This window comes from Eoetvoesiella caeni (assembly GCF_003315175.1).
Lineage (GTDB): Bacteria > Pseudomonadota > Gammaproteobacteria > Burkholderiales > Burkholderiaceae_B > Eoetvoesia > Eoetvoesia caeni.
Map to the genome: position 1 here is coordinate 1 of NZ_QNRQ01000015.1, position 19255 is coordinate 19255.

The 19255-nt window shown below is 59.1% G+C and carries 22 protein-coding genes; 13 read left to right on the forward strand and 9 right to left on the reverse strand.

Annotated features, from left to right (window positions below):
- Positions 1-137 precede the first annotated feature (137 nt).
- Positions 138-572 carry a GIY-YIG nuclease family protein gene (locus DFR37_RS19395; RefSeq protein ID WP_113934844.1) on the forward strand — a complete coding sequence of 145 codons (435 nt, stop codon included), beginning with the start codon at positions 138-140 and terminating at the stop codon, positions 570-572.
- A 303-nt stretch (positions 573-875) separates the two neighbouring features.
- Here the strand turns inward: DFR37_RS19395 and DFR37_RS19400 are convergent, their stop codons facing one another.
- Positions 876-1301 carry a type II toxin-antitoxin system VapC family toxin gene (locus DFR37_RS19400; RefSeq protein ID WP_211317298.1) on the reverse strand — a complete coding sequence of 142 codons (426 nt, stop codon included), beginning with the start codon at positions 1299-1301 and terminating at the stop codon, positions 876-878.
- On the reverse strand, positions 1298-1552 hold the full coding sequence (locus DFR37_RS19405; protein ID WP_113934846.1) for a type II toxin-antitoxin system Phd/YefM family antitoxin: 255 nt from the start codon (positions 1550-1552) through the stop codon (positions 1298-1300). Before DFR37_RS19405 ends, DFR37_RS19400 begins: the two co-directional genes overlap by 4 nt.
- A 486-nt stretch (positions 1553-2038) precedes the next feature.
- Between DFR37_RS19405 and DFR37_RS19410 the strand changes: the two genes are divergently transcribed.
- From DFR37_RS19410 to DFR37_RS19415, 3 genes are read left to right on the forward strand one after another with little or no spacing between them, the layout of a single operon-like run.
- Positions 2039-2485, forward strand: a complete 447-nt coding sequence (locus tag DFR37_RS19410) for an Rrf2 family transcriptional regulator (protein WP_113934847.1) — start codon at positions 2039-2041, stop codon at positions 2483-2485.
- A 2-nt stretch (positions 2486-2487) separates the two neighbouring features.
- Entirely contained in the window at positions 2488-2655 is a 168-nt protein-coding gene (locus tag DFR37_RS23075) for a hypothetical protein (RefSeq protein WP_170139957.1), read from the forward strand.
- Between the two features lie 12 nt (positions 2656-2667).
- A complete protein-coding gene (locus DFR37_RS19415) occupies positions 2668-3342 on the forward strand; it encodes a class I SAM-dependent methyltransferase (protein WP_113934848.1) in 675 nt (224 codons plus the stop codon).
- A 31-nt stretch (positions 3343-3373) separates the two neighbouring features.
- On the opposite strand, the gene DFR37_RS23360 is transcribed toward DFR37_RS19415, so the two are convergent.
- The 3 genes from DFR37_RS23360 to DFR37_RS19435 form a co-directional block, all read right to left on the reverse strand.
- The gene (locus DFR37_RS23360; RefSeq protein ID WP_242341917.1) at positions 3374-4342 is read right to left on the reverse strand and encodes an OmpA/MotB family protein; all 969 of its coding nucleotides are present in this window, start codon (positions 4340-4342) and stop codon (positions 3374-3376) included.
- On the reverse strand, positions 4339-5211 hold the full coding sequence (locus DFR37_RS19430; RefSeq protein WP_113934849.1) for a motility protein A: 873 nt from the start codon (positions 5209-5211) through the stop codon (positions 4339-4341). Before DFR37_RS19430 ends, DFR37_RS23360 begins: the two co-directional genes overlap by 4 nt.
- 99 nt (positions 5212-5310) lie before the next feature.
- Positions 5311-6960 (reverse strand): thiamine pyrophosphate-binding protein, encoded by a 1650-nt coding sequence (locus tag DFR37_RS19435; protein WP_113934850.1) that lies wholly within the window; start codon positions 6958-6960, stop codon positions 5311-5313.
- Between the two features lie 269 nt (positions 6961-7229).
- On the opposite strand from DFR37_RS19435, the gene DFR37_RS23080 reads away from it, so the two are divergent.
- Positions 7230-7373, forward strand: coding sequence for a hypothetical protein (locus tag DFR37_RS23080; protein ID WP_170139958.1), 144 nt, complete (start codon positions 7230-7232; stop codon positions 7371-7373).
- A complete protein-coding gene (locus DFR37_RS19440; protein ID WP_113934851.1) occupies positions 7367-8098 on the forward strand; it encodes a spermine/spermidine synthase domain-containing protein in 732 nt (243 codons plus the stop codon). The genes DFR37_RS23080 and DFR37_RS19440 overlap by 7 nt, the downstream gene beginning before the upstream one ends.
- Before the next feature lie 57 nt (positions 8099-8155).
- Here the strand turns inward: DFR37_RS19440 and DFR37_RS19445 are convergent, their stop codons facing one another.
- A complete protein-coding gene (locus DFR37_RS19445) occupies positions 8156-8917 on the reverse strand; it encodes an SDR family oxidoreductase (protein ID WP_113934852.1) in 762 nt (253 codons plus the stop codon).
- 113 nt (positions 8918-9030) lie between these two features.
- Between DFR37_RS19445 and DFR37_RS19450 the strand changes: the two genes are divergently transcribed.
- Entirely contained in the window at positions 9031-9942 is a 912-nt protein-coding gene (locus DFR37_RS19450; protein ID WP_113934853.1) for a LysR family transcriptional regulator, read from the forward strand.
- A 46-nt stretch (positions 9943-9988) separates the two neighbouring features.
- Here DFR37_RS19450 and DFR37_RS19455 read toward each other — a convergent pair whose 3' ends face one another.
- Positions 9989-10831: a DMT family transporter gene (locus DFR37_RS19455; RefSeq protein ID WP_211317292.1), complete on the reverse strand. Its 843-nt coding sequence runs from the start codon at positions 10829-10831 to the stop codon at positions 9989-9991.
- A 183-nt stretch (positions 10832-11014) separates the two neighbouring features.
- Between DFR37_RS19455 and DFR37_RS19460 the strand changes: the two genes are divergently transcribed.
- Entirely contained in the window at positions 11015-11488 is a 474-nt protein-coding gene (locus DFR37_RS19460; protein ID WP_113934855.1) for a MarR family winged helix-turn-helix transcriptional regulator, read from the forward strand.
- Entirely contained in the window at positions 11485-13422 is a 1938-nt protein-coding gene (locus tag DFR37_RS19465; RefSeq protein WP_113934856.1) for an FUSC family protein, read from the forward strand. The genes DFR37_RS19460 and DFR37_RS19465 overlap by 4 nt, the downstream gene beginning before the upstream one ends.
- 44 nt (positions 13423-13466) lie before the next feature.
- Here the strand turns inward: DFR37_RS19465 and DFR37_RS19470 are convergent, their stop codons facing one another.
- Positions 13467-14954 carry a metal-dependent hydrolase family protein gene (locus tag DFR37_RS19470; RefSeq protein WP_113934857.1) on the reverse strand — a complete coding sequence of 496 codons (1488 nt, stop codon included), beginning with the start codon at positions 14952-14954 and terminating at the stop codon, positions 13467-13469.
- A 503-nt stretch (positions 14955-15457) separates the two neighbouring features.
- On the opposite strand from DFR37_RS19470, the gene soxC reads away from it, so the two are divergent.
- The gene (soxC, locus tag DFR37_RS19475; protein WP_211317300.1) at positions 15458-16681 is read left to right on the forward strand and encodes a sulfite dehydrogenase; all 1224 of its coding nucleotides are present in this window, start codon (positions 15458-15460) and stop codon (positions 16679-16681) included.
- Complete coding sequence (locus DFR37_RS19480; protein WP_113934858.1) at positions 16665-17246, forward strand: c-type cytochrome; 582 nt, start codon at positions 16665-16667, stop codon at positions 17244-17246. Before soxC ends, DFR37_RS19480 begins: the two co-directional genes overlap by 17 nt.
- 108 nt (positions 17247-17354) lie before the next feature.
- Here DFR37_RS19480 and DFR37_RS19485 read toward each other — a convergent pair whose 3' ends face one another.
- The gene (locus tag DFR37_RS19485; RefSeq protein ID WP_113934859.1) at positions 17355-17969 is read right to left on the reverse strand and encodes a tRNA-uridine aminocarboxypropyltransferase; all 615 of its coding nucleotides are present in this window, start codon (positions 17967-17969) and stop codon (positions 17355-17357) included.
- Positions 17970-18105: 136 nt separating this feature from the next.
- Here DFR37_RS19485 and DFR37_RS19490 point away from each other — a divergent pair, with 136 nt between their 5' ends.
- Positions 18106-18804 carry a tellurite resistance TerB family protein gene (locus DFR37_RS19490; protein WP_113934860.1) on the forward strand — a complete coding sequence of 233 codons (699 nt, stop codon included), beginning with the start codon at positions 18106-18108 and terminating at the stop codon, positions 18802-18804.
- Positions 18805-18811: 7 nt separating this feature from the next.
- On the forward strand, positions 18812-19204 hold the full coding sequence (locus DFR37_RS19495; protein ID WP_113934861.1) for a hypothetical protein: 393 nt from the start codon (positions 18812-18814) through the stop codon (positions 19202-19204).
- The last annotated feature ends 51 nt before the right edge of the window (positions 19205-19255 follow it).

The window sequence follows — 19255 nt, forward strand, 5'->3', positions numbered from 1 at the left end:
CGCGCGTTCACGTACCTCAGGGGAAAACTTATTGTTCTTGCTCATGGCTCCATTCTCTCAAGAAATGAAGCCTCCTCAAAACCCGGTGTGATTCAACTATATTACTTGCCACAACACTTAACTCAGGCACACGAACCATGATTTACTTTGTCCAGGGCGAGCAAACTCGACGTATAAAAATCGGTTTTACGACGGGTTTCCTCCATAGTCGAATAAGAGCTCTTCAAACTGGGTCGCCAGACAGGTTGGTATTTATTGGCGCATGTCCCGGAAATAAAAAGACCGAAAATGAACTGCAATTCATGTTCAGAAAGTATCACTCCCACGGCGAATGGTTTCACGATTCTCCAGAGCTGAGTAACCATATCAAGAAATATTGTGTTCATGATATGGATGTAGCGCACGACATCGACTCGCTCGTTTCTAATGAGGGAGAAGCCTATGAATTTCTGCTGACCCTTGATTACCAAGAAATAAAGAATCGGCACATATGCTACCTGGTTAAAAAGCTTGAACAAAGTGATCTTTCTCGTCGCCAAGTAGCAACCCTCAAGCGCATGGGCAAGAACTGAAGTCGCGCTAAAGGCCGAACGGTTTCCGAATAGAGCTACGTTCCAAAACAGCTTCAGCGAAGCTGACCGCTTTCTGACTATTGCGACGCTCCCCCTTGCATCACAAAGCAGTTGATATGCCGACAGTCCTGTCCACCACTTCAGGCAATCCGGTTCCAAAAGAGCCGACGCGGCACGCTGCCGCGCAGCCTCGGCTATCTGTGTGCCAGCTCTTCGCGGTCAACGCCCCCTCATCGGGTTGGGAAGATGCCCTAAGCCAGCTTACGGCTCCCTGCTCGTTTTTATTCATTGGGACGTTGGTCTCTATCGTACCGCCCATGGATTGAGAATCGTCACCCCAGATGATTGAAAATCAGCCACGTTTCGCGTTACTAAAATCATGCCATGAACGAGTGCTGTTGCGGCAATCAAGCTATCCATAGCTGGACCTGGGTCTGGTACATGAAGCGCTGCGCAACGCTGCGCGACTGCCGTATCAACCGGCAGGATGCGACCGGCGAAGGCTGGCAAAACATGGCTCTCGAGCCAGGTCCGAAAAATAGCACCTTGTGCGGAGTCGCGACGCTCAACCAGTAATACGCCGAGTTCTAGCTCCTGCACGGTGATTGCCGACAAGTAGAGATCTACGGCATCAACACTGTCGGCCCACTGCGCCACATTTTTATCGGCTCGGCCAAGGCGAATTTTGCGCAGCTCCGAGACCACATTGGTATCAAGAAGGAACATCAGGAGAAGTCCACGGGTTTCGCAAGGTCACGCGAGCGAGGTGTCTCAAAATCAGCGTCAGCGATACCCGGCATTGCCAGCAAATCAGCAATCTTCTTGTGGCTTCCGGTAATACGCTGGTAAAGCTCGATGCTCATAAGCACATGAGCCGGCCGACCTCGATCAGTGATGAACACCGGCCCATTATTAGCGGCTCGCTTTGCCTCACTCGCCCCTTGGTTGAACTCGCGGCTTGATATGGTCGTGACAGTCATAGCGGCACCTCGGCGAACACGGAAAATGTAGACATGTTACTACATTAAGTGCACCAGGCGCAAGCTCAGCAGCACCTTTCCGGTGGAGAATTGATGGTGAAAGCGCGTCACAAACACCGCATTAAATGCGGCGAATATGTTTGATAATCGCCGTATCGTCTAGATAATCAAGACGATACTTACCTTTCCAGCCACTTCCCAGCCACAGAGTTCATCATGCATATAAATGTTATGCGCCGATGTAATACTGACCCACTGAGGATGCGGATATCGTGCATCACCCTAGCAGAGCTTTTGACGACCGTTAATCAGGAGACTCGTTAATAAACTGGCTTAACTAATGACACATACGAATTCACCAACAACACGATAACGGTACCCGAGCGTTGTCGTGGCAGTCTGGACCTGAGCTAGGCTCAGCGTATGGTTATGCTCGCCCAGTCGCGCGACTTGACAACCAACACCAAATAGAACATCATAAGTTACATGAAACGTGATAGCCGTCTTTCATCCGTCCTGCACGCTTTGCTCCATATGGCCGAGCAAGATGGGGCCATGACCTCCGACGCCTTGGCCCAGTGTCTAGGCACCAACCCGGTCGTCGTTCGACGCACGATGGCGTATTTACGAAAGGCGGGGCTGGTGACATCGGATCGCGGCCATGCCGGCGGATGGCGCATCAACGCGGACCTGTCAACCATTACCCTTCGCCAGTTGCACGAGGCCCTAGGCGAACCAGCCATCTTTGCCATTGGCAACCGCAACGAGTCACCGGGCTGCCTGGTGGAGCAGTCCGTGAATGCAGCACTTGAAAATGCATTTGCCGACGCCGAGGCTCTGTTGCTGGCGCGGTTCTCGGAGATCACCCTCGCCGATCTGGCCGCTGATTTTGCACGGCGGCATGAGCAGAGCCGAAACGCAAAAAGGAATTGACCATGTTCTATGATGTAATCGTTATCGAAGGCAGCTATGCGGGAATGGCCGCGGCCCTGCTGCTTGTCAGGGCCCGATGTCGGTCCACCAAGCCAGGCTGCCCGCCGAATGGGGCGATGGCCGGCATGCAACTGCACCGTTCGCTGGTGTGGCCTGACGCAAGCGTGTGACGGGAAACCAGAATGTCGCCCTTCTCTGATCCAAAGACCATCGATTCCTACGCGAAAATGGCGGAACGCAATGTGCCCGGCCTGCACGATCTCCATCGGATGGTGGGTTTACTGCTTGCGGAGAAGGTGCCGGCCGATGGCCGCGTGCTCGTTTTGGGCGCTGGCGGCGGACTGGAACTGCGTGCCCTAGCCGGAATGCATCCAGGCTGGCACTTCGACGGCGTTGATCCTTCCACGCAGATGCTCGATCAAGCACGCATCACCGCGAGCGACTTCGCAGACCGCATCAGGCTTCACGAAGGCTATATCGAAGACGCGCCCGAAGGTCCTTTCGATGGTGCGACCTGCCTTCTGACGCTGCACTTCCTTGCGCAGGAAGAGCGGGCTCGCACTTTGAAAGAGTTATATCGGCGGCTCAAACCCGGCGCTCCTCTCGTGACCGTCCACCACAGCTTCCCAAACGATGACGCGGGCAAAGACAAGTGGCTCGCGCGCTTCGCTGCCTATGCCGCAGCGTTTGAGATCGGCGGCGTGCAGCCCGGTCTGAATATCCAGGCCATGAAGGAGCGATTGCCTGTCCTTTCGCCCGAGCAGGACGTCTCGGCCCTGCACGAGGCGGGGTTCTCTCAGGTGGAACTTTACTACGCCGCCTTTACATTCAAAGGCTGGGTGGCATACAGGAATTAGCGGCACCACGCCAAATCAAAGCCCTACCCCATTAATGTGCCGCGGGCTTTGCCGGCTGTTCCAGAACAATTTCCACACGCCGATTGCTTGCTCGGCCTTGCTCGGTGTTGTTACTGGCCAGAGCCCGGGTATCGGCATAGCCAATGGCGCTCAGGCGCGTGCTCTGTACGCCGTTGGCCACCAGGTATCGAACCACTCTGCCGGCCCGGGCGCCCGACAGCTCCCAATTGGAAGGATATTGCCCTCTGCGTATAGGCAAGGCGTCGGTATGGCCTTCGACGGTAATGGAATACTCGGTGCTTTTAAGTACGGGAAGGAGCTTCTGCAGAACTGCAAGGCCTTCCAGGCTAAGGTCGGCTTTGGCGGAGCTGTACAGGATCTCGCTGTTGATCCGAAAGCTGATGGATTCCTTCTTGCGGATGATCTCGATGTCGTCGCCTAGTTCGGGCAATGCCAGCAAGTCCATACCTTCCGTCGCCGGCTCGGGTGCGGCGGGCGTCGAAGCGATGGGTGCCGGCGCGCTTCCCGCAACTTCTATGACCTGCGACAAGACGGCATCTGAGTCTGTCGCGGCCAGGAAGTAAGAGGGTGGATCGACGAAAGGAGTGGCTTGCTGGACATCTGGGTCGGCCAAGCTAGGCGCCGAGGTCGGCGGTCCCAACTCGGTATTCGCAACTACGGCCGGCAATGAGTCGTCTTCAAAGGACGCCGGGGTCAGTGAATCGATGGCAGGCGTAGCGTGCACCGGCGTCTCGGGCGCTGGAATAGCCTGAAGAACGTCGGGTGCGGGCTCGCCCGGCAATGAACCGTCATGAGCCGGTAGCTGGCTGGATGTCGCCAATGCAGGTGGCTGTTTGGTCGCCTGCCCCGATAAAGCCAGCATAACCACAAGCAGCACCAGCAACAAGGTAATCAAATCCAGGTAGTTTAATAACCAACCTTCGGTTTCTTCATCGGGCACCGGCTCGACATACCACTTGTTCTGATGCAGCACGCTCATGCTTGCCTGGTCTGCGACTTGGCCTTGGGCTTCGATCGGAGCCCTGCCCGCGCCATTCTTGCCGGCTGGGTCTGTTGCTGTTTGGCCCGCCTGCCCTGGTGGTCGTTGATGTCGTCTTCATGCTCTTCCATGAAGGAGTTCAGGGTCGCGCGCATTAAGGAAGGGCTACGTTTTTTGCACATCATGGAAATGCCTTGCATGATCATGCTCATGACGATCACGCGCTGTTCGGTGCGCCGTTCTAGCTTGACCGCCACAGGCTTCAGAAGCAAGTTGGCGAACAAAATACCGTAGAAGGTCGTCATCAAGGCCAGCGCCATCTGCTGGCCGATGGCGGCCATATCGCCGTCCCCCAGCAGGAAAAGCAGATTCACCAGCCCCACCAGCGTTCCCAGCATGCCGAACGCTGGCGCAAAGCCGGCCATTGTCCGAAACAGTTGCGCTTCCGCGCGCTCCCGGGCACGCAGCCGAGATACGCGCCATTGCATAAGATCAACGATGTCTTGTTCGGGCGCATTGTCGATAACCAACTGCACGCCGGTTTTAAGGAAGGGATTGGAAACGTTTTCCAATGCGCTCTCGACCTTGCGGATGTCGTCATTCATCCATAGCCGGGAAATGGAAATGAGGTCGTCGATATCCTGCTCGGTATGCAGACGTTCGTTGCGCAGCACGGTTCCAATCAAGCGGAAGACGCGCAGCACTTCCCTAAGCGGATAACTGATGAAGGTTGCCGCCAGGGTGCCAATCACCACAATGCCCAGGCTGGGCATGTCGACGAACGTGCTGGCGTCCTCGGCGGAAAAGACCAGCACCGCACCCAGCAGGAGCACGCTTGCGACGATACCAATAAGGGTAGAAGGATTCATAGGCCAGCATTATACGTGCCATCGTCCTGCGGCAAGGTAGTCGTTATCTGGCCTCGGTGAGGGGGTTGATATGCGCTTCTCGCAGGTATGTGTGCAGCGCTACGGGCGCGCTATGGCGGTCCCACCATATACGGACGCGGCGTCGATCTTGACGTCTATTACCAATGGCCGCTTGCGGTCGCGCGCGGCCACAGCGGCCATCGCGGCCTGCAGTTCGGCGCTGCTGGTCACGGTCAACGCATTGCAGCCGAAAGCCTCGGCGATGCGTGCGAAATCACGCGACGGCAGCAGCGATATGCCCGGGTCCATGTTGTGCATGGTCAGGGCAATGTGCTCTGCGCCGTAGCTGCCATCGTTGGCGACGATCACCACCAGGTCCAGCTGCTCGGCCACGGCAGTGGCCAGTTCGCTAAGGCCGCTAAGCATGAAGCCGCCATCACCGGTTACAAGCAGGGTCGGCCGGTCTCCGGCCGCTCTGGCGGCGCCCATGGCAGTGGCCTCGCCAAGACCGATGGAGGAGAAGCCGTTGCCGTCGACATAAGAGCGCGGATTCGGCACCGAAATCACGTTCCAGAACGCGAACATGAAACGCCCGGAGCCGGTGACGAACACACGGTCCTTCGGCAGCGCCTCTTCCAGTGCGAAGGCCACCTCGTAAAGGTCGACGGTTCCGGCTGGCGTCGAACGCACGAGTTTCTTCTGCGCGTTCTTGTGATAGGTCTTGAGTTCCTCGAGCAGGTGATCGCTGCGCGCGCCAGAGCCAGGGATCTCGGCTTCGTCCAACCACTTGACCATGGCATCGGCCGTCAAGCCAGGATCACCGACCAGGCCGACGGTCACTGGCGTCCAGCGTCCGAGTTCGCTCGCCAGCGGGTTGATCTGGATAATGCGCTTGCCGCGGGTCAGGCCCCGCTCTCCCGATGTGTATTTGTTCAGGCTGGCGCCAAACGCGATCAAGCAGTCGCTGCGGCCAATGACGTCCAGTGCCACCTCATGGGCAACGGTTCCGGAGATACCGAGGTGGAATGGATCATCGTTAAAAAGACCTTTTCCACGCGCCGAGGTTGCCACTGGCGCCTCGATGCGACGCGCAAAACGCAATACTGCAGCCTCGGCTTCCGGGTCGTTCACCCCGCGCCCGGCGATAACGACCGGCAGGTGCGACGAGGCGATGATGCCGATGGCGTCGTCCATGTCCTTGCTGCTTGCAATGGCGCTGCGCGTCTCGGGCAGACGCAGGTAGGGTTTCTGGTATTCGACTTCCTGCCATTGGAACTCCACCGGCATGTTGAACACGATTGGTCGATGCTCGCAGTGCGCGCGATAAAACGCACGCGCCAAATCCTCGGCCACGGTTTCTGGGCCGCGCAGCATCTCGAAGCCTGCGCCCGTCTCTGCCACCAGCCCCGGCTGGTTTACGTTCTGGGCGTGTTCGCGGTCGATCACCGGGGTATCACCGACAAGCAGCACCATGGAGGTGCCTGCCTTGACGCCTTCGACCAGCGCCGTGATGGTGTTCGTCAACCCGGGACCGTGGGTAACCGCAGCCACACCAACCTTCCCGGCCACACGCGCCCAACCTTGTGCCATCAACACGGCACCGCCCTCATGAACTGCCGCTACATAATGCCCGTTGCAGTCACGGCGAAAGCTGTCGATGACGTACACACAACCGTCTCCAAGCACTCCAAACAGCTCCGTACAACCCAGGTCCGACAATCCGCGGGCAATGGCTTCATAGACTTTCATAATTGCTCCTCAATTATTCAAATTCAACCGAATCTGTTGGCGTCGCTCTACCTTGGTTAAAGTCTAAACCCCCTGCGGGATATTGTTACTATTGACCTTGCAGAGAACGTAAGTTCCCGTGCGAACGCGGAAGGTAGGCAAAGTGTGATATCCGAAATTCTGGCAGGCCGCAGAATGCCCAACACACGTCAGATTGCCGCCTTGGTCGAGCGCTTTCATATTAGCGCTGATGCGTTCATAGAACGTCGCGGCGCACATTAACCAATGTCATGAACACCACACAAGAAACCATTGCCCTGTTCTTGCAACGCTGGACCAGCGAGAAAATGCACTTGCCGATTGATGGCGCCGTAAGAGAGGCAATCGACAAACACCTTGAGACACTTCCGATTCTTTCATTGAAATCATGCTGAACACCCTTGACAACGACGGCGTGCGCACGCTGCATTTTGGCTCGGCTGCCGTACAGGGCGCCATGCGCATCGACCAGCCGGACGATATTGAACTGGAGTATGTCCAGCAAATGATGATGTGGCTGCTGTTTCGCGGCGAAGCCGCGCATATTGCGCAACTGGGCCTGGGCGCGGCGGCGCTGACGAAGTTCTGCTACCGCCGCCTGGCGCCGGCCAAGGTCACCGCGGTCGAGCTTGATGCCGAAGTCGTCGACGTCTGCCGCAGCCACTTCGCGCTGCCGCCTGATGATGAGCGCCTAAGCGTGCTGAACATGAATGCCCTGGATTATGTAATGGACTTCTCGCGGCGGCGTTCAATCGACGTTCTGCAAGTTGATTTGTACGATGCGCAGGCCAAAGGCCCCTTGCTAAGCACCGACGCGTTCTATGCCGCCTGCGCCAACTGCCTGACCGCCAAGGGGATGATGACGGTGAATTTGTATTGCGACTGGCCGGATCATCTGCATCATATCCAGATGATGGCGAATGCCTTCGACGCGGTGGCGTGGCTGCCTGAAGTGCATGACGGCAACATGGTGGCCATTGCATTCAAGCAGTCGCCGTCGGTGGATTTTGACGACTTGTATGCGCGCGCCGCGGAAATACGCGCAACGCTGGGCCTTCCCGCGGAAACTTGGGTCGAAGGCCTGCATAGCTGGATGAGTCACGACACGGAAAGCTTTTGAAGGTCTGGATTTCGCCGGCGGCGCAGCTTTGCTTCGAACCGGGTCTGCACTGCGTACTCAAGCAAACCCGCCATTGGCGCGGACCACCTGGGCATTGACCCACGCGCCATCGTCGCTTAGCAGGAACGACACGACGCGGGCGATATCGTCGGGCTGCCCCAGGCGCTCCAGCGGGACCATGTTTGCCATCTGCAAGATCTGCTCTTCGGTTTTGCCTTCCAGAAACAACTCCGTGGCAACCGGGCCCGGCGCTACCGCATTGACAGTGATGTCCCGGCCCCGCAGTTCGTTGGCCAACACGCGCACTAGGCCCTCTACACCAGCCTTGGAGGCGATATAGGCCCCGTACTGAGGAAAGGATTTGGCGATCACGCTTGTCGAAATGGCGACGATCCGTCCGCCCGCCGCCACGTGCCGTCCGGCATGGCCCAACACCAGGAATGCACCACGCAAATTGGTAGCAATGCTGCGGTCGAAGGCTTCGATGCTTTCAGGCGCTATCGGCGCCAAGGGCATTATGCCGGCGCTGTGCACGACGGCATTGATGGTTCCGAAGGCGTCGAGCGCCGTCGAAAATAGCCGTTGCACGTCTTCGGTTTTGGACACGTCCGCCTGCACCGCAATGGCCTGCCCGCCCTCGGCATGGATGGCAGCAACAACCTCCTGGGCCTTGGCGGAATTGCCGGAATAATTCACAACGACTTTGAAGCCGTCAGCGGCCAGGCGTAGCGAAATGGCGCGGCCGATACCTCTGGCGGCTCCGGTGACGATGGCGGTCGGCACAGATGACGGTATCGAAGAAGGATTGCGAGCGTTCATGTTGACTCCTATAGAGAAGAGATGACAGGAAGATATGATGACACTTGACGATTTATGAATAAATGATGTGAAATTGGCTTCTTAATTCAATAATCATCAACAATTGGGTTGCCATGGACCGTTTCGATGCTTTGCAGCTCTTTACCCGCATCGTCGAGCTTGGCAGCTTTACCCAAGCGGCAAGTGTGCTGAATGTTCCGCGCGCAACGGCAACGCATGCCATCAAGCAGTTAGAGAAACGGCTGGGGGCTCGCCTATTGGATCGCACCACGCGCCAGGTCAAGCCCACGCTGGACGGACAGGCGTTCTACGAACGCAGCAAGCGGGTCTTGGCGGAACTGGAAGACGCGGAGACATCCTTAAGCACCCATGTCGCCAGTCCCCGCGGGACGCTGCGGCTGGATTTACATGGAGCCCACGCAACTGCAATCATTCTGCCGCGCATCGGCGAATTCAGGAAGAACTACCCGCAAATCGATGTCGTTATCAGCAGCGGTGACCGCCTGGTCGACTTGATCAAAGAAGATGTCGATTGTGTGGTTCGCGCCGGCCAACCGCGTGATTCATCGCTTATCGTCAAAAAATTGGCCAACATGCCGCAAATCATATGCGCCAGTCCCGAATACCTGGCGCGCTACGGAACGCCGCAGCATCCGCGCGACCTGGAGCGGCATCAGGGCATCGGCTTTTTTTCTCGCGGCAGCGATTACCGCTATCCGTTTTCAGTCACGGTAGACGGAAGCGTTCAGGAGTTCAAGGCCAGCGGCTGGATGTCCGTCAATGATGCCGAATGCTATACAAGCGCTGCCCTGGCTGGCTGTGGGCTGATCCAGGTGCCGCGTTTCCGGTTGGAAGAGCACCTGGCAGCTGGCAGGCTGGTCCGGGTTTTGACAGAATGGGCTTGCCCCGATTTACCCGTCTGCGCCCTCTATCCGTTCCATCGCCAACTCTCGCCGCGCGTTCGCGTCTTCATCGACTGGGCCCGCGATATATATGTCCAGAAATTCGGCGCGTTGAACCATTAGCGGCCGATGGCCAAGCTGTAAATGGCGGCCTGCACAGCAGGATGAGTCACGACACGAAAAGCTTTTGAAGGTCGCGATAAAAATAAAACAATAGCCCCGTAATCACCAGCACGGTGCCGATGATGATATTGATGCGGAATGGTTCGTCGTTAAGCAAGATGCCAAAGCCTATGGCAAGCATGGGCGTCAGCACGGTTGCAAGCGAAAGCGTGGTGGCCGAGACGTTTTGCATAAGCTTGAAGTAGCAGAACATGCCCACCACCGAAGAGGCCAGCACCAGGTAGCCGATGGCCAGCATCGATCTTGGCCCGGGCATGGCATGGGGAATGTCCGCCCAGATGAACGGCAGAAAGCACAGGGCTATGGTCGCCGACACGAATATCGAACCCGAGGCTTGCGCGATGGGCGCGATGCGGGCGTTGATATGCTTCACCCAGAAGATGGATGCGGCATAGGTCAAGATGGCGCAAAACATCAGTACCAGTCCAATAAGGTCCGGCCTGGCTTGCCCGTCGGCCATGGTGTTCATGTACAGGCCCAGAATGGCTATCGCCATTCCCAGCCACTGGATGCCCGAAAGCCTTTGCCTGTACAGGATGTAGGCTATCAGGCCGGCCACGACAGGCGCAAAGCCGAACATCAGCGCTATCATGCCCGACGAAAGATAGCTGGTAGCCTGGTAGGTAAAGGTTTGCGAAACGATAAGGCTGAAGGAGCCCGCCAGGTAGCTGTGCAAGGCTGTTGGGGTAAGGGGCAGCTTGACTCTAAGTGTCGCCAAGACGACGGCGATAATTGGCGCGGCCAAGCAGAAGCGCAGCACTAGCGACCAGAACTTGGGGATCTCCGCAACGCTCCAGACAATGGCCAGAGGGGTCAGCGCCCAGATCATGACAAGCGATGCGTATACCGGTACTACAGTCCTTATCCTTGAATCCATGAAGCGTGGCTTGCCCGTTGCGGTCGAAACTGTGAGTGTACGACACAGCGAATTTAGCCTGACCGCGGTCAACTGATGGACGCAGCGTCATGCACTTGATATAATTAGGATACTAACTATATTGAGGCAAACCCAATGTCCCGCACCCGACGCCCTTCCCCTGCCCGCGAACGTTTCGGTGTTCAATTCGTTGAACTGGCCCGGCGCTGGCGGCGGGCGCTGGACTACAGCCTGGCGCGGACCGGCCTGACCGACGCCACCTGGGCGCCTTTGGTTCGCCTGCATGACGCCGGCGACGGCATTCAGCAAAAAGACCTGGCTTTGCGGCTGGGGCTGCGTGAACCAAGCCTGGTGCGGCTGCTGGATATCCTGCAGGAAGGCGGGTTGATCGAAAGGCGCTCCGACGAAACGGACCGCCGCGCCAAGCTGATTTTTCTTACGGACGCGGGGCGCGCATCGGTGGCGCAGATCCGCAAGATCCTGGTCCGAGTCGAGACCGAGATTCTGGCCGATCTTGGCGATGGCGACATCGAGTCCATACTGAAGGCCTTTGACCTTATCGGCAAGCGCATTCAGCCTATCCTCGACGGCAAGGACGGCAAGCCATGAAGCTTGCGCCATTGCTTGCCAGATGGGGGTTCGACACCGCGCGGCTGCAATTTACGTTGCGTACCGCGCTGGCCTGCTGCCTGGCGGTGCTGGTGGCATGGCTGCTGGGGCTGGAGCATCCGCATTGGGCGGGGATGACGGTATGGGCGGCCTCGATGCCTGTGCGCGACCACATGATGGAGAAGAGCTTTTTCCGTATTCTCGGAACCATCGTCGGCACGCTTGTGGGCGTGCTGCTGGTTGCCCTGGTGGGCCAGCAGCCTTGGTGGCTGGTCATTGGCCTGGCTGTCTGGCTGGGGCTTTGTTCGGGCCTGGGGAATTTACAGCGCAGCTTCGTGTCCTACGGCACGATGCTGGCGGGTTACTCGGCCGTCATGGTGGCAATGCTGGGCACACCCAGCCCCGACCATCTGTTCAGCCTGGGCGCAGACCGCTTGCTGACGGCCCTGCTTGGGGTCGTGGCGGCCCTGGCTGTGGGCTGGTTCTATGCGCAATGGCAAACAACTGTGCCCGTTGCCGAAAGACTGCGGCAGCTTTCGGGCGATATTCTCGACCATATGGCAAAAAGGCTTAGCGGCGAACCAGCACAGCCGGCGCATGCAACCGAGGCCATGCTGTCGGAAATTGCCGACATCGACGAGTCGCTGGACCCGCTGGGCACGGGCTCGGTGCGGGCGCGCCAGTCAATACGCCCGTTACGCGCGATGCTGTCGTCGCAGGTCTCGGCGCTGCTTTGGCTGAAACGCAACCAGACCGTTCAGCCCGACGAAGTCCTGGCGGCCCAATTGAAGCGGGCCGCGCTTGCGCTGCGCTCGTCCGATCCTTTGCCGTCGACGCCTTCGGCCATGGCGCGGGCGATCGAGCTCTCGGCCGGCCAGACCTCATTGAACGATGCGCTACGCAATTTGCAGGCGGCGCTGGAAGGCTTGTTCAGCGCCCCCGATACGCAAACACCGGTCCGCCCCCGTGCCGCCGTGCTGCACCTGGACTGGGTTGGTGCCGCGCAAGCCATGCTGCGTGCGGCCGTCACCATTCTTATCATCGGCTTGATCTGGGTGACGACAGGCTGGAGCGGCGGCCCTTACATGATGATCGGCGCCTCGGTGATGATCTCGATCTTCTCGGCCTTCGACAATCCCGCAAAGATGATGCGTACCGTGGTCCTTAGGGGCCAGGTGCTGGGCGTGATTGCCGCCCTGGCTTGCCACTGGCTGGTCTGGCCTTTCGCTCAAAGCGAGCTTGGCATGGTCTTGCTGATGATGCCCTTCATTCTTTCCGGCGGTCTGGTGGCCGGGTACCGGCGCACGATGGCAAGCAGCTATGACTACAACATGATCATGCTGATTCTGCTGCAGCCGGTTTACCCTTTAAGCGGCACATTCGCGGGCTCGCTGGGCAATGCCATCGCGGTCTTGCTTGCGCCGGTGGTGGCCTATGTGGCCTTCCGGCTTATCTACCCGCCCACCGCCAGAAACCGCATGAACACGCTCATAGGCGTGATGCTGCGTGAACTGCAAGGCATGGCTTCCGACCATATCGCGCCGGCCCGCCAGGAGGTCTTGCGCAGAAGGCTTTACCACCGCCTGCTGAAGCTGGTGCGCTGGATCGATAAAGCCGGCGAACACAGGATCTCGGCATTGGGCGGCAGCCTGGCCGTATTGGACCTGGGCGACGTCGCCTTGCGAGCGCAGCAGTTGCTGCACGAACCCGACATAACGCCCGCGACGGCCCGGCGCCTTCAAGCCACGCTGCGGCGCATAAGCAATGTCCGGCAAGAACCGCAACGTGTCGTGCGGGCTCTTGAACTGGCGGCCACGCAGCTTGCCCGCGAGTCGCGCCAGGAAGCGGCATTGCTGCGCGTAGCGGCCAGGTCCATGGCCGACAACCAGGCGTTTTTCGAGCGCCCGCAAAATGCAGCGGCCTCGTTAGGCTGAAGACTACCGCCCGGCGCACGAGATGTGCGGGTCGAGCAATACAATCAAGCCAGTGTGCTTTTGTATATCTTGCCGTCTTTCATGATCAAGCGAAGATTCGCGTCCGGATCGGTCAGAAAATCAAGGTTCACCGCAGGATCCCCGTCGGCTATCAGGATATCGGCCAGCGAACCGGCAGCAATGGTGCCCAATGCGCCCTCATACGGATTGCGCAATCCCGACATCATCAGCAACTGGCCATTCTGGCCGGTGGCCATCCGCAATAAATCAAGCGGTTGGTAAAAACGTGTCAGCTTGGCCAGCATGCGCCCCTGATGCGGCAGGTTCTGGGGAGTAAACAGAATATCGGTGCCCCAGGCAGTCTGCACGTTGAACTTCTGGGCCATTTCATAGGCCCTCACCGTTCCTTCGGCCACTCGCACTTGATTCGCCCTGGCTGCCGGATCAGCCAGCTTGTTCGCGTCCTCATCCGCCAGGAAGGGCTGCAAGCTCCACCAGATGCCTTTGTCCGCCATCATACGGACGACTTCTTCGTCGGCCAGTTGCCCATGTTCGATGGACTGCACGCCGGCCCGAACCGCCCGCTCAATGCCTTTGGCGGTATAGACGTGCACCATCACATAGGTGCCCCAGTCGCTTGCCGCGGCCACGCCTGCGCGCAGTTCCGCCTCGGTGAATTGCACGCTGTCCAGAGGATCATAGGGCGAGGTCACGCCTCCTCCCCCCATCAACTTTATCTGGGACGCCCCCAGCATCAGTTCTTCACGCGCCCGGCGCAGCACTTCGGATTCGCCGTCGGCTATCGACGACATGCCGGCGCGCATGGTATGCGTGATGTCGCCATCAGCGCGCGGAATCTCGTAGCGCATCCGGAAATCGCCATGGCCCGAGGTTTGCGTGATCATGGCGCCCGACGGATAGATGCGCGGCCCGTGGGCGATGCCTTCATCGATCGCCCGCTTCAGCGCAAAGCTGGGACCGCCCGCGTCGCGCGTGGTGGTGAATCCGCGCATCAAGGTGCGCTGCGCTTCGTGTGCGGCCAACAAATGAATATAGGGCACGTCCGCCGTCATCGCCTGCATTTGCGACAGACCGCACAAGGTTGAATGCCAATGCGCGTCTATCAGCCCCGGCATGGCCAGCCGCCCGCCGCAGTCGATGATCTCCACGTCGCCCGGGAGCTCGCCCGCTGCTGGAAGATCGACGACTTTGTTGCCCTCTATCCGAATATTCCTGCCCTTCTGCACGACGCTTGTGATTCCGTCGAATAAGCGCAGGTTGGTCAGAAGTATTGGGCGCTTAGATTCTTTTGCCTGCTGCGCAAACGCGCTGTCTGATTTAAAGCCCAGGAATGGCAATACCGCGGCCGCCATGCCACCAAGAAACATACGGCGCGTCAGATCAGCAGACACGCGCCGATGCAGCGCCCGGACCACGGGGCTTGCACACTGGCAGCCGCAAGTGGCTGAGTGCACATGCCTGAATGGTGCATACCGTGAAGGCTGCCCGCTATCCGATTCGAGTCGTTGCATACCGCTTCCTATGTAAAAGATATGTGAACCTTGCCAGGATGATGGCTGCCGCTTCCATAGATATCGCTCCGGGCCAACGGAGTACCTGGGACCCCGTCGCGCTTGGAGCCCCGCTGCAATTTAGCATAGGCTGGCGCCACCGCGCCGGCATCGAGCCCAAAGCGACGATACCGCCCTACCGCTGTTCAGCGGATCTGCTTGAGTTACTTGCATCACATCTGTACTATTTGCGGTATGCGTTGCGCACGGCAACGCATCCTGCCACGCAGGACTGCACTGATCAACGCTTTTTTCCACTTGTCAGCCGGTTGTACTTTACGGAGCGGTGTATGAAAAACTTAGCAAGCAGTGACCCCGCCTTACCCAAACCCCATAGCCCCGAAGCCCTGCAAGAGCAGGAACGCCAATTTCTGGAGGCAGAACAGCGCGACCCCGCTTCGCCCTACTATCGGGGCTCGGAACCGCAAGCTCAGGCGCAGGCCGCGCCCGCCCGCAGGCGGTTCATGCTGGGCGCCATGGCGGCCGTTGGCACCGCCGGCGTGCCTGGCATGGCCGCCGCGGCGACCCCCGGCGCCAAGGAACGTACGGTTCCGCCCGACGCCACCAAGGTCCAGGGGGTTGGCGTGGCGGTCGACGATGGCGGCTACGGCTTGCGCTCCCAGTTCGAAACCGAAGTACGTACGCGCTACCCCACCAAGACCACCGAATCCTCCTGGAGCTTCACCCCCCTGCAAAACAGCATAGGCATGGTCACGCCCTCGGGCCTGCACTACGAACGGCATCATGGCGGCATAGCCACCATCGACCCGTCCAAGCACATGCTATATGTGCACGGCATGGTCAAGCAGGCCAAGAAGTTCTCCATGGCCGACCTCAAGCGCTTTCCGGCGCTGTCGCGGCTGATGTTCCTGGAGTGCTCGGGCAACGGCCTTACCGAATGGGCAAAGCCCACGCTTAAAACGGTGCAGGGCACTCATGGCCTTACATCCACTTCTGAATGGGTCGGCGTACCCTTGTCCACCATCCTTAATGAGGCGGGGCTGAAGCCCGGGGCCAAATGGCTGCTGGCTGAAGGCGGCGACGCGGCCGTCATGACGCGCAGCATTCCCATTGAAAAAGCCATGAAGGACTGCTTGCTGGCCTATGGCCAGAACGGCGAAGCGATCCGGCCGGAACAAGGCTATCCAATACGCCTGTTCGTGTCGGGGTATGAAGGCAATATGTCGATCAAGTGGCTGCGCCGCCTGGAGGTTTCCGACATGCCTTTCATGACGCGCGAAGAAACCTCGAAATACACGGACCTGATGCCGGACGGCACCGCGCTGCAGTTTTCCTTCCTGATGGAGGCCAAGTCGGTCATTACCTACCCATCCGGCGAAATGCTGCTGCAAAAGCCCGGCTTCTACGAGATCTCCGGCCTGGCCTGGTCGGGGCGCGGCTCGATAAAGCGCGTCGAGGTATCAGTCGACGGCGGAAAGAGTTGGCGCGATGCGACGCTGCACGGGCCGGTATTGCCTATTTGCCACACCCGCTTCACCCTGCCCTGGGAATGGGACGGCAAAGAAGCCATATTGCAAAGCCGCTGCACTGATGACACGGGCTATGTCCAGCCCACCATCAAGGCGCTGGTCGACGAGCGCGGCCTGTCGTCGGTTTACCACCTGAACGGTATTCAAAGTTGGAAAGTCGCTGCCAGCGGGGAGGTGTCAAATGTCCATCATTACTAAGCAAACGCTTGTTGCCCTGGCGGCGGGCCTGGCCTGTGCGGGCGGCGCCGCTTGGGCGCAAACCTCCGGCGCGCCCTCGGCATCCGCCGCAACGGAATCCCCCCATCATTATGGGTTCGGCAGCAACGCCAGTGCAGACGATCTCAAGCAATTCGTTTCGCCCTTGCCCGACGGCCGCGGCTTGCCCAAGGGCTCGGGCACAGTGATGCAAGGCGAAAAAATCTACATGCAGCAGTGCCTTGCCTGCCACGGAGCCAAACTGGAGGGCGGCATAGGCGACCGGCTTATCGGCGGGCGCGGCACGCTGGCCAAGAAGACCGACTCCGGACCAGCCATTAAAACAGTGGAAAGCTACTGGCCCTACGCAACAACCTTGTTCGACTATATCAAGCGGGCCATGCCGTTCACCTCGCCCAACAGCATGTCCAACGACGACGTTTACGCGGTTACGGCGTATATATTGTCCAAGGCGAATATTGTTCCGCAAGACGCCACCCTGGACCAGGACTCGCTGGCCAAGGTAGAAATGCCCAACCGCAACGGCTTCAAGCCAGCCGACCGCTAGCGTAGCCGCACGGCAGCAAGCCCGGCCGCAAGAATCCAAGTTTGCGGCCGGGCTTTTTTGCTTCTTGCTTCTTGCCTTGGGCGCAGCCGCGCGGAGGCCGCGTGCCCTTCAAGCCGGATAATGACGCTGGTATAGTTGCGCGCCCATGGCCTCGATCTGCTGTTCGACAAGAACTTCGAACGGCTTCAGCACCGGCTCGAAATCATGCTCGGGCTCCAGTATGGACAATGTACGGACTATGGCCTCTATGGTGGACACCGCGGCCGGTTCGCGCGCTTTGCGCACACGGTATCGGGAAGGTTCACCCGCGGGCAGGCTGATATGCGGCAAAGCGCCGAGCACGGGGTTCGCATAAACGATCTTGCGCGCCTTGCGCCAGGTGCCGTCTGGCACGATAAGCAGTGCCGGCATGCCCTGCGGGGTGGCGGCCAGCGGCTGCAACTGGGCCCCATCCTTGGCCGGGAACAACAGGCTGGCGGAGCCAGCCGCCGCAATAATCCCGCTTAGTTGCGGAAAATGTTCGCCAACCAGCAATTCGGCGCGCTGCAATCCCAACACGGCCAGCCGTGCTGTATTCAGGGGGTGCTTTTTTTCGTCCGGATGCTGCAGTATCAAGATACGAGTGCGGTTCGGCACCACGGTAATATAGGCGCACAGACAATGCGACGCCGGCCTTGCACAGCGGGCACAACGGGGTCTGGCTGGCGGTTCGTGTTCTGGCATGGCTGCGATAATACTACCGGCAGCGTGCAATGGGGGAACCTATTGCCGGCGCCATGGTCTGCAATACATGTCGTGAACGCAGCCGGTACGGCCCTGCGGTTTACATTATGTAATTACTTTACTCAAGGTCTTATCTATGTCCATTCAGCAGTTATTGCAACAAGTCCTTCAATCCGGCCAGGGCCTGGTCCAGGGCGCCGCTTCCGGCGTCAAGCAAAACGACGGCTTGGCTTCCAAGCTAGGAGGCTTTGGCGGCGGCGCATTGGCGGGCGGCGCATTGGGGCTGTTGCTGGGCAATAAGAAAATGCGCAAAATGGGCGGCAAGTTTGCCGCCTACGGCGGTGCGGCGGCGCTGGGCGCTTTGGCGCTCAAGACTTATCAGGACTGGCAACAACAGTCTTCCGGCCAACCGGCTGCAGCGGCGGGGCAAAATGCGGCGGCCGCTCCGGCCAATTCACCACCCGCCCTGCCGGCAAGCCAACTGGAAGAACATTCACGCATTATCCTTGCAGCCATGATTGCCGCCTCGAAAGCCGACGGACATATTGGCGTGGAAGAACGGCAACTGCTGGACGCAGAGATCGCCAAGCTCAGCAGCCACCCGCAAGACCTGGCGTGGTTCGAAGCCCAGTTGGCCAAGCCCGTAGACCCGGCCGATGCCGCTGCGCTTGCCAGCACTCCTGAAATCGCCGCCGAGGTCTATCTGGCCAGCCTGCTTGTCATCGACGAGCAAAGCTATATGGAACGAGCCTATCTGGACGAGCTTGCACGCCGCCTGCCCATGCCCGAAGGCCTGAAGGCCGAACTCGAGGCGAAGGTCCGCAGCCTGGCCTGAGGCGCATATGGTCAATCCAGAGTCTATCTTCCAAACCGCGCCACACGCCCGCCGCCGCCACGCGCTGGCCTGGATATTCGAGGCTCTGGAGCGCGATTCGAGCTATATCGAAACCCGGATGTTCGGCTGCAATGCCGCCTACATCGACGGCCTGCTGTGCCTGGTCATCGCCGACCGCGGCGCACCCTGGAGCGGCCTGCTGGTATGCACGTCGCACGAACGCCACGCGCCGCTTATAGAAGAGATGCCGGCCCTAGGCCCGCACCCCGTGCTGGGCAAGTGGCTTTACATTGCGCAAGAGCATCCAGACTTTGAAGCCATTGCCGAAAGAATGACGGCCCTGGTGCTGGCGCGCGACCCTCGCGTGGGCGTCGAACCCAAGCCGCGCAAACGGCGTTGACCTGTATCCAGGCAAGAATTGGACGCGGCCGTTTATGCGGCCTTCAATATC

Coding starts and splice junctions, on each gene's coding strand:
- DFR37_RS19395 (WP_113934844.1), top strand. CDS start 138: ATGATTTACTTTGTCCAGGGCGAGCAAACTCGACGTATAAAAATCGGT.
- DFR37_RS19405 (WP_113934846.1), bottom strand. CDS start 1,552: ATGACTGTCACGACCATATCAAGCCGCGAGTTCAACCAAGGGGCGAGT.
- DFR37_RS19410 (WP_113934847.1), top strand. CDS start 2,039: ATGAAACGTGATAGCCGTCTTTCATCCGTCCTGCACGCTTTGCTCCAT.
- DFR37_RS23075 (WP_170139957.1), top strand. CDS start 2,488: ATGTTCTATGATGTAATCGTTATCGAAGGCAGCTATGCGGGAATGGCC.
- DFR37_RS19415 (WP_113934848.1), top strand. CDS start 2,668: ATGTCGCCCTTCTCTGATCCAAAGACCATCGATTCCTACGCGAAAATG.
- DFR37_RS23360 (WP_242341917.1), bottom strand. CDS start 4,342: ATGAGCGTGCTGCATCAGAACAAGTGGTATGTCGAGCCGGTGCCCGAT.
- DFR37_RS19430 (WP_113934849.1), bottom strand. CDS start 5,211: ATGAATCCTTCTACCCTTATTGGTATCGTCGCAAGCGTGCTCCTGCTG.
- DFR37_RS19435 (WP_113934850.1), bottom strand. CDS start 6,960: ATGAAAGTCTATGAAGCCATTGCCCGCGGATTGTCGGACCTGGGTTGT.
- DFR37_RS23080 (WP_170139958.1), top strand. CDS start 7,230: ATGAACACCACACAAGAAACCATTGCCCTGTTCTTGCAACGCTGGACC.
- DFR37_RS19440 (WP_113934851.1), top strand. CDS start 7,367: ATGCTGAACACCCTTGACAACGACGGCGTGCGCACGCTGCATTTTGGC.
- DFR37_RS19445 (WP_113934852.1), bottom strand. CDS start 8,917: ATGAACGCTCGCAATCCTTCTTCGATACCGTCATCTGTGCCGACCGCC.
- DFR37_RS19450 (WP_113934853.1), top strand. CDS start 9,031: ATGGACCGTTTCGATGCTTTGCAGCTCTTTACCCGCATCGTCGAGCTT.
- DFR37_RS19455 (WP_211317292.1), bottom strand. CDS start 10,831: ATGATCTGGGCGCTGACCCCTCTGGCCATTGTCTGGAGCGTTGCGGAG.
- DFR37_RS19460 (WP_113934855.1), top strand. CDS start 11,015: ATGTCCCGCACCCGACGCCCTTCCCCTGCCCGCGAACGTTTCGGTGTT.
- DFR37_RS19465 (WP_113934856.1), top strand. CDS start 11,485: ATGAAGCTTGCGCCATTGCTTGCCAGATGGGGGTTCGACACCGCGCGG.
- DFR37_RS19470 (WP_113934857.1), bottom strand. CDS start 14,954: ATGCAACGACTCGAATCGGATAGCGGGCAGCCTTCACGGTATGCACCA.
- soxC (WP_211317300.1), top strand. CDS start 15,458: ATGCTGGGCGCCATGGCGGCCGTTGGCACCGCCGGCGTGCCTGGCATG.
- DFR37_RS19480 (WP_113934858.1), top strand. CDS start 16,665: ATGTCCATCATTACTAAGCAAACGCTTGTTGCCCTGGCGGCGGGCCTG.
- DFR37_RS19485 (WP_113934859.1), bottom strand. CDS start 17,969: ATGCCAGAACACGAACCGCCAGCCAGACCCCGTTGTGCCCGCTGTGCA.
- DFR37_RS19490 (WP_113934860.1), top strand. CDS start 18,106: ATGTCCATTCAGCAGTTATTGCAACAAGTCCTTCAATCCGGCCAGGGC.
- DFR37_RS19495 (WP_113934861.1), top strand. CDS start 18,812: ATGGTCAATCCAGAGTCTATCTTCCAAACCGCGCCACACGCCCGCCGC.